Origin of the sequence: Daejeonella sp., assembly GCF_049655485.1 — a bacterium.
Taxonomy (GTDB): Bacteria; Bacteroidota; Bacteroidia; order Sphingobacteriales; family Sphingobacteriaceae; genus Daejeonella.
Genome location: NZ_JBASJU010000042.1, coordinates 1 through 5,738, shown reverse-complemented (window position 1 = coordinate 5,738; position 5,738 = coordinate 1). Strand labels below are relative to the sequence as shown.

Annotated in this window: 3 protein-coding genes and 1 pseudogene; all 4 read right to left on the bottom strand. The window is 41.5% G+C overall.

All coding sequences use genetic code 11. The features are described 5' to 3' along the window. Positions 1 to 87 precede the first annotated feature (87 nt). Entirely contained in the window at positions 88 to 444 is a 357-nt protein-coding gene (locus tag WBJ10_RS02010) for a hypothetical protein (RefSeq protein WP_424287877.1), read from the bottom strand. A 144-nt stretch (positions 445 to 588) separates the two neighbouring features. Further along, the gene (gene metF / locus WBJ10_RS02005) at positions 589 to 1,545 is read right to left on the bottom strand and encodes a methylenetetrahydrofolate reductase [NAD(P)H] (protein WP_424287876.1); all 957 of its coding nucleotides are present in this window, start codon (positions 1,543 to 1,545) and stop codon (positions 589 to 591) included. 139 nt (positions 1,546 to 1,684) lie between these two features. Further along, positions 1,685 to 2,052, bottom strand: a pseudogene (locus WBJ10_RS02000) (four helix bundle protein). A gap of 110 nt (positions 2,053 to 2,162) precedes the next feature. Continuing rightward, on the bottom strand, positions 2,163 to 5,738 hold a 3,576-nt coding region (gene metH, locus WBJ10_RS01995), incomplete at its 5' end, for a methionine synthase (protein ID WP_424287875.1).

The following is a 5,738-nucleotide window of genomic DNA, read 5'->3' as shown; positions in this document are numbered from 1 at the left end:
TGTATTATTTTAGGTTTGTATTTATAACAAACTTATGAATAATAAGTTGCGGGAAATTAAAGAATGGCAATATGGAGTTAATCTAAATTAATAGATAACAATGCGATCGAGACAATCGGTAAGGATGTGATTGAGGCTGAACATGGTGAAAGCACCCTGAAGAATTTCCTTGAGATAAATGATTTCGATTCCTGATAAAACGAAGCAATTATCTTTTATAAGGATAATTTCTATGTCAGCGTGCTCTATTAATGTGCACATATGCCCAAGGTCAACCTTGTCGATAACCTTTTTCAGATCATTTAATGACTGGAAGCTTAGTTTAGAAACTTTTCCGGAGAAGTTAAGATAGAGGCAATTTTCTTTGTCGGACTGATAAACACCGCCTTTGGAAGTAAGGAATACTTCTATTAAACCCGCTGTAGCAATTATATCCTGTGACATCTTGTACAAAGATCGGATTATTTAGAAGCAATCCAAATAAAATCTATATATTTTTGAAGTACCAGGTCTATATCACTAGAGCCAACCCTTCTCAATCAAACTCATCTGTCTTGATAGTTGATACTTGATACCTGATACTCTATTCTAAAATATCGCTTCCGCAATCCTCCTCGTCGGCCCCGGGTTACTCATGGTATAAAAATGAAGTACTGGAGCGCCGACTTTAATAAGCTCTTTACACTGTTGAATCATAAATTCGATCCCAACCTCTTTTACATCTTTCTCAGACTTACATTTTACAATGGCCTCGCTCAGATCATCAGGTAAGTCGATGTGGAATATTTTCGGCAGGGAAATTAATTGTTTTGATGAGGTGATAGGTTTTAGCCCCGGGATGATCGGAACGTTGATACCATTTTCACGACATTTATTCACAAAATCCACATACTTTGAATTATCAAAAAACATCTGTGTTACGATGAATTCTGCACCCATTTCAACCTTTTTCTTAAGGAAGTTAAAATCGGTTTTCATATTAGGTGATTCAAAATGTTTTTCAGGGTAACCTGCAACGCCAATACAGAACTGAGTTTTAAAAGCGGTGTCATGATCCTCATGCAGATATATACCATTATTCATATTGGTAACCTGCTGAAGCAAATCTGTCGCGTAAGCGTGTCCGCCCGGAGTAGGTATAAAACCCGAGTCGGCATGGCGTGCATCGCCCCGAAGAACTAAAACATTATCTATTCCGAGAAACTGAAGATCAATAAGAGCATTCTCTGTTTCCTCTTTTGTAAAACCACCGCAAATCAGGTGAGGCACAGCATCTACCTTATACCTGCTCATAATGGCGGCACAAATCGCTACCGTTCCTGGCCTTTTCCTATAGGATACTTTCTCCAAAAGCCCGCTGTCGTGCTGCTTGTAGATGTAGTCTTCCCGATGATAAGTAACATCGATAAAGGGCGGCTTAAACTCCATCAATGGGTCAATCGCATCATATATGCCTTGTATGCTTTGACCTTTTACCGGTGGAAGCAGCTCAAAAGAGAAGAGGGTTTTGGTAGGGGAGTTTTTTATGTGTTCGGTAATTTTCATTTAGTGGTTGTTCGTTGTTGGTTGTTCGTTGTTGGTTGTTCGTTGTTGGTTGTTTGTTGTTGGTGGCGCACGTAACTAATGGTGCCAAATTTGGATTAATCAGTTTTCTAGGATTAGTAATTTAGAGTCACGACATGTTTCAGGATTTAGTTTTATAATATCTGATAAAACCATTAATTAATTTGCCTTGGCTTTCAATTTTAGTAAGTACCGGTTCAAGTTGATTTGCAGTAATAAAGTTTAACTCCTTCGAAATATATAATTGTGTTTCTAATTCATACAACGAGCCCCTGGCGATTGATAAAAATTGAATAGTTTCTTTACTGTATTGTCGACCACAACCTTCTGCGATATTCGAGGGATGGACACCGCACACCTTCTAAGTTGCGATACCATTCCGAAAAGCTCACTTTTTGGATACCCTTGCGTTAATTTATATATCTCACAAGCCAGAAATTTAGATTCTCGCCAAACTTCCAATTCAGTATATCTTTTATAACTCGGCATTTCCAAATATCCGAATCTTTCTAATTTTTTCTTACCCCCTACCGTTCACTCGACATTTTACAGCGTTTAGATCCAACAACCAACAACTAGCAACCAACAAATAACAACCACTAATAACTAAGGTTTGGACTCAACCACCTTTCAACCTCTTCCACATTCATATTCTTCCTTACCGCATAATCTTCCACCTGATCCTTGTTGATTTTTCCAAGACCGAAGTAACGCGACTGCGGGTGAGCGAAATAGAAACCGCTTACAGCTGCTGTTGGAAACATCGCGAAGTTCTCAGTAAGATGGATTCCTGTAGTATTTTCAACGTCAAGGATCTCAAATAATGTGGCTTTTTCCGTATGGTCCGGGCAAGCAGGATACCCTGGTGCCGGGCGGATGCCCTCATATTTTTCCTTAATCAGCTCTTCATTAGAAAGTGTTTCATCTTTTGAGTATGCCCAGAATTCTTTTCTCACAAGTTCATGCATACGCTCTGCAAAAGCTTCGGCTAAACGATCAGCAAGTGCTTTAACCATGATGCTGTTGTAATCATCATAATTCTTCTCATATTCTGCAACAAGCTCGTCTACCCCAATTCCGGTGGTTACGGCAAAACCTCCCCAATAATCCGGGATTCCAGATTCTTTAGGTGCAACAAAATCGGAAAGAGCGTAGTAAGGCTCACCTGCAGCTTTTTCAGCTTGCTGGCGAAGGGTGTGAATGGTTCTGAAAACTTCTGTCCGGCTTTCGTCCGTGTAAAGTTCGATATCATCACCTACTGAGTTGGCAGGCCAGAAACCGATAACCCCATTTGCTTTTAATGTTTTATCCTTCAGTATTTTATCCAGAAGCAACCTTGCCTCATCGTATAATTTTTTGGCTTCCGCTCCGACAAACTGATCGTCAAATATCTTAGGGAAGCTTCCGCGTAATTCCCATGTATGGAAGAAAGGAGTCCAGTCGATGTATGGAACAAGCTCTTCCATCGAAAAGTCTGTGAATACTTTTGTTCCGAGAAAAGCCGGTTTAGTTGCAACCGACCCATTCAAATCAATCTGGAATTTTTGTGCCCTGGCTTCCTCAATAGTTTTAAACCTCTTGTCTGATTTTTTGCTTAAATGAGCTTCACGAGCTGAAGTGTACTCGTTGTGTATTTTATTGATATATTCCTCTTTATTGTCGTCGCTCATCAATGTACTGCAAACGGTGACACTTCTGGATGCATCAAGCACGTGCACCGTTGCGCCCGAATAATTTGGTGCAACTTTTACAGCAGCATGGATGCGGGATGTTGTAGCACCACCGATGATAAGGGGTATCTTAAACCCTTCACGCTCCATTTCTTTAGCGAAGTGGACCATCTCATCAAGTGAAGGAGTAATTAAACCGCTAAGCCCGATGATGTCTACATTTTCTGCTTTGGCAGTTTCGATAATCTTTTGTGCAGGAACCATAACTCCCATGTCGATCACCTCGAAGTTGTTACAAGCAAGAACTACCCCAACGATGTTCTTTCCAATATCATGGACATCGCCTTTTACCGTAGCCAATAAAATTTTACCTGCATTCTTCCGCTGATTACTATCGGCGTTATTCAATTTTTCTTCTTCAATGAAAGGCAATAGATAAGCTACAGCTTTCTTCATTACACGTGCAGATTTTACAACCTGCGGCAGGAACATTTTTCCCTGTCCGAATAAATCACCGACAATGCCCATACCATCCATAAGGGGGCCTTCGATTACTTCAAGCGGTTTTGCATATTTCTGGCGGGCCTCTTCGACATCATCATCGAGGTAATCGATTATCCCTTTTATCAAAGAATGTGAAAGCCGTGATTCTACGCTTTCTTTTCGCCACTCTTCGTCTTTTACCAGCACCTTGCCTTTGGTTTTGATGGTTTCTGCAAAATCTACAAGGCGTTCTGTTGAATCTGGCCGGCGGTTTAATAATACATCTTCAACAAGTTCAAGCAGGTCTTTAGGGATCTCTTCATAAACCTCCAGCATACCTGCATTGACAATACCCATATCCAGGCCGGCTTTGATGGCATGGTAAAGGAAAGCCGAATGCATCGCTTCACGCACGGTATTGTTTCCTCTGAAAGAGAAAGAAATATTACTTACTCCTCCACTTACTTTGGCAAGCGGCAAATTTTGTTTGATCCAGCGTGTTGCATCAATAAAGTCAACAGCATAGTTATTATGTTCCTCCAATCCGGTGGCTACTGTGAGGATATTTGGATCGAATATAATATCCTGAGGAGGGAAGTTAACTACATTGACTAGTATATCATATGATCGCTTACAGATCTCTTTTCTCCTCTCCAGTGAATCAGCCTGGCCATTTTCATCAAAAGCCATTACGACTATTGCCGCACCATATTGTGCTATTTTTTTCGCCGACTTGATAAAAGCTTCTTCGCCTTCTTTCAGGGAAATTGAATTCACAATACCTTTTCCCTGAAGACACTTTAATCCCGCTTCGATAACCGACCATTTAGAAGAATCGACCATGATAGGAAGCTTGGAAATGTCGGGTTCCGAAGCAATAAGGTTCAGAAATTTGACCATCGAAGCTTCCGAGTCGATCATTCCTTCGTCCATATTGATGTCGATGATCTGGGCACCGCCTTCTACTTGTTGACGGGCAACAGAAAGTGCTTCTTCAAATTCGCCATTCAATATAAGCTTCGAGAATTTCGGAGAACCTGTGATATTAGTACGCTCACCAATGTTTACGAAATTAGTTTCTGGAGTCAAAGTGACAGGCTCCAAACCGCTAAGACGCAAATATGGTTCCGGTACTGGAGGTACCCGTGGTGAAAACTTAGCTGCCTTTTCGGCGATGCATTTGATGTGTTCAGGGGTAGTACCGCAACATCCTCCAACCACATTCACGAAACCGCTTGCCATAAAGTCTTCGACCAGGTGCGCCGTTTCATGCGGTAACTCATCATAGGCCCCAAATTCGTTGGGTAAACCCGCATTAGGGTATGCCGAGATAAAGCAGCTTGCTTTCTGAGAAAGTTCCTCTATATGCGGGCGCATATCTTTAGCACCCAGGGCACAATTTAATCCTATGCTTAATAGATTCGCATGGCTTAAGGAATTTAAAAATGCTTCGACTGTCTGGCCTGATAAGGTCCTTCCACTGGCGTCAGTGATAGTTCCTGATATCATGATCTCTATCTTCCTGCCTATTTCGTTTTCATAATTCTTAGCAGCAAAAAGTGCCGCTTTGGTGATCAGGGTGTCAGTAATGGTTTCGAAAAGAAGTACATCGGCACCACCCTCTATAAGCCCTTTTACCTGCTCATAATAAGCATCTACAAGCTCATCAAAGGTAACCGCCCGGTAGCCAGGATCATTCACATCCGGCGACATAGAAGCCATTTTCGTTGTGGGGCCTAATGCTCCGGCTACGAAACGCGGTTTATCAGGATTTCTAAGCGTAAACTCATTAGCTACCTCTTTCGCAATACGCGCACCTTCGAAACTCATTTCATAAGAGAGATCCTCCATCTGGTAATCAGCCATGGAGATTCGTTGAGTACTAAAGGTGTTGGTTTCTATTATATCTGCCCCTGCTTCCAGGTATTCGGCATGGATAGCTTTAATAATATCAGGACGGGTTATGTTTAACAGATCGTTATTGCCCCTTACGTCGCACGGGTGATCTTTAAATCGCTCGCC

Coding starts and splice junctions, on each gene's coding strand:
- WBJ10_RS02010 (WP_424287877.1), bottom strand. CDS start 444: ATGTCACAGGATATAATTGCTACAGCGGGTTTAATAGAAGTATTCCTT.
- metF (WP_424287876.1), bottom strand. CDS start 1,545: ATGAAAATTACCGAACACATAAAAAACTCCCCTACCAAAACCCTCTTC.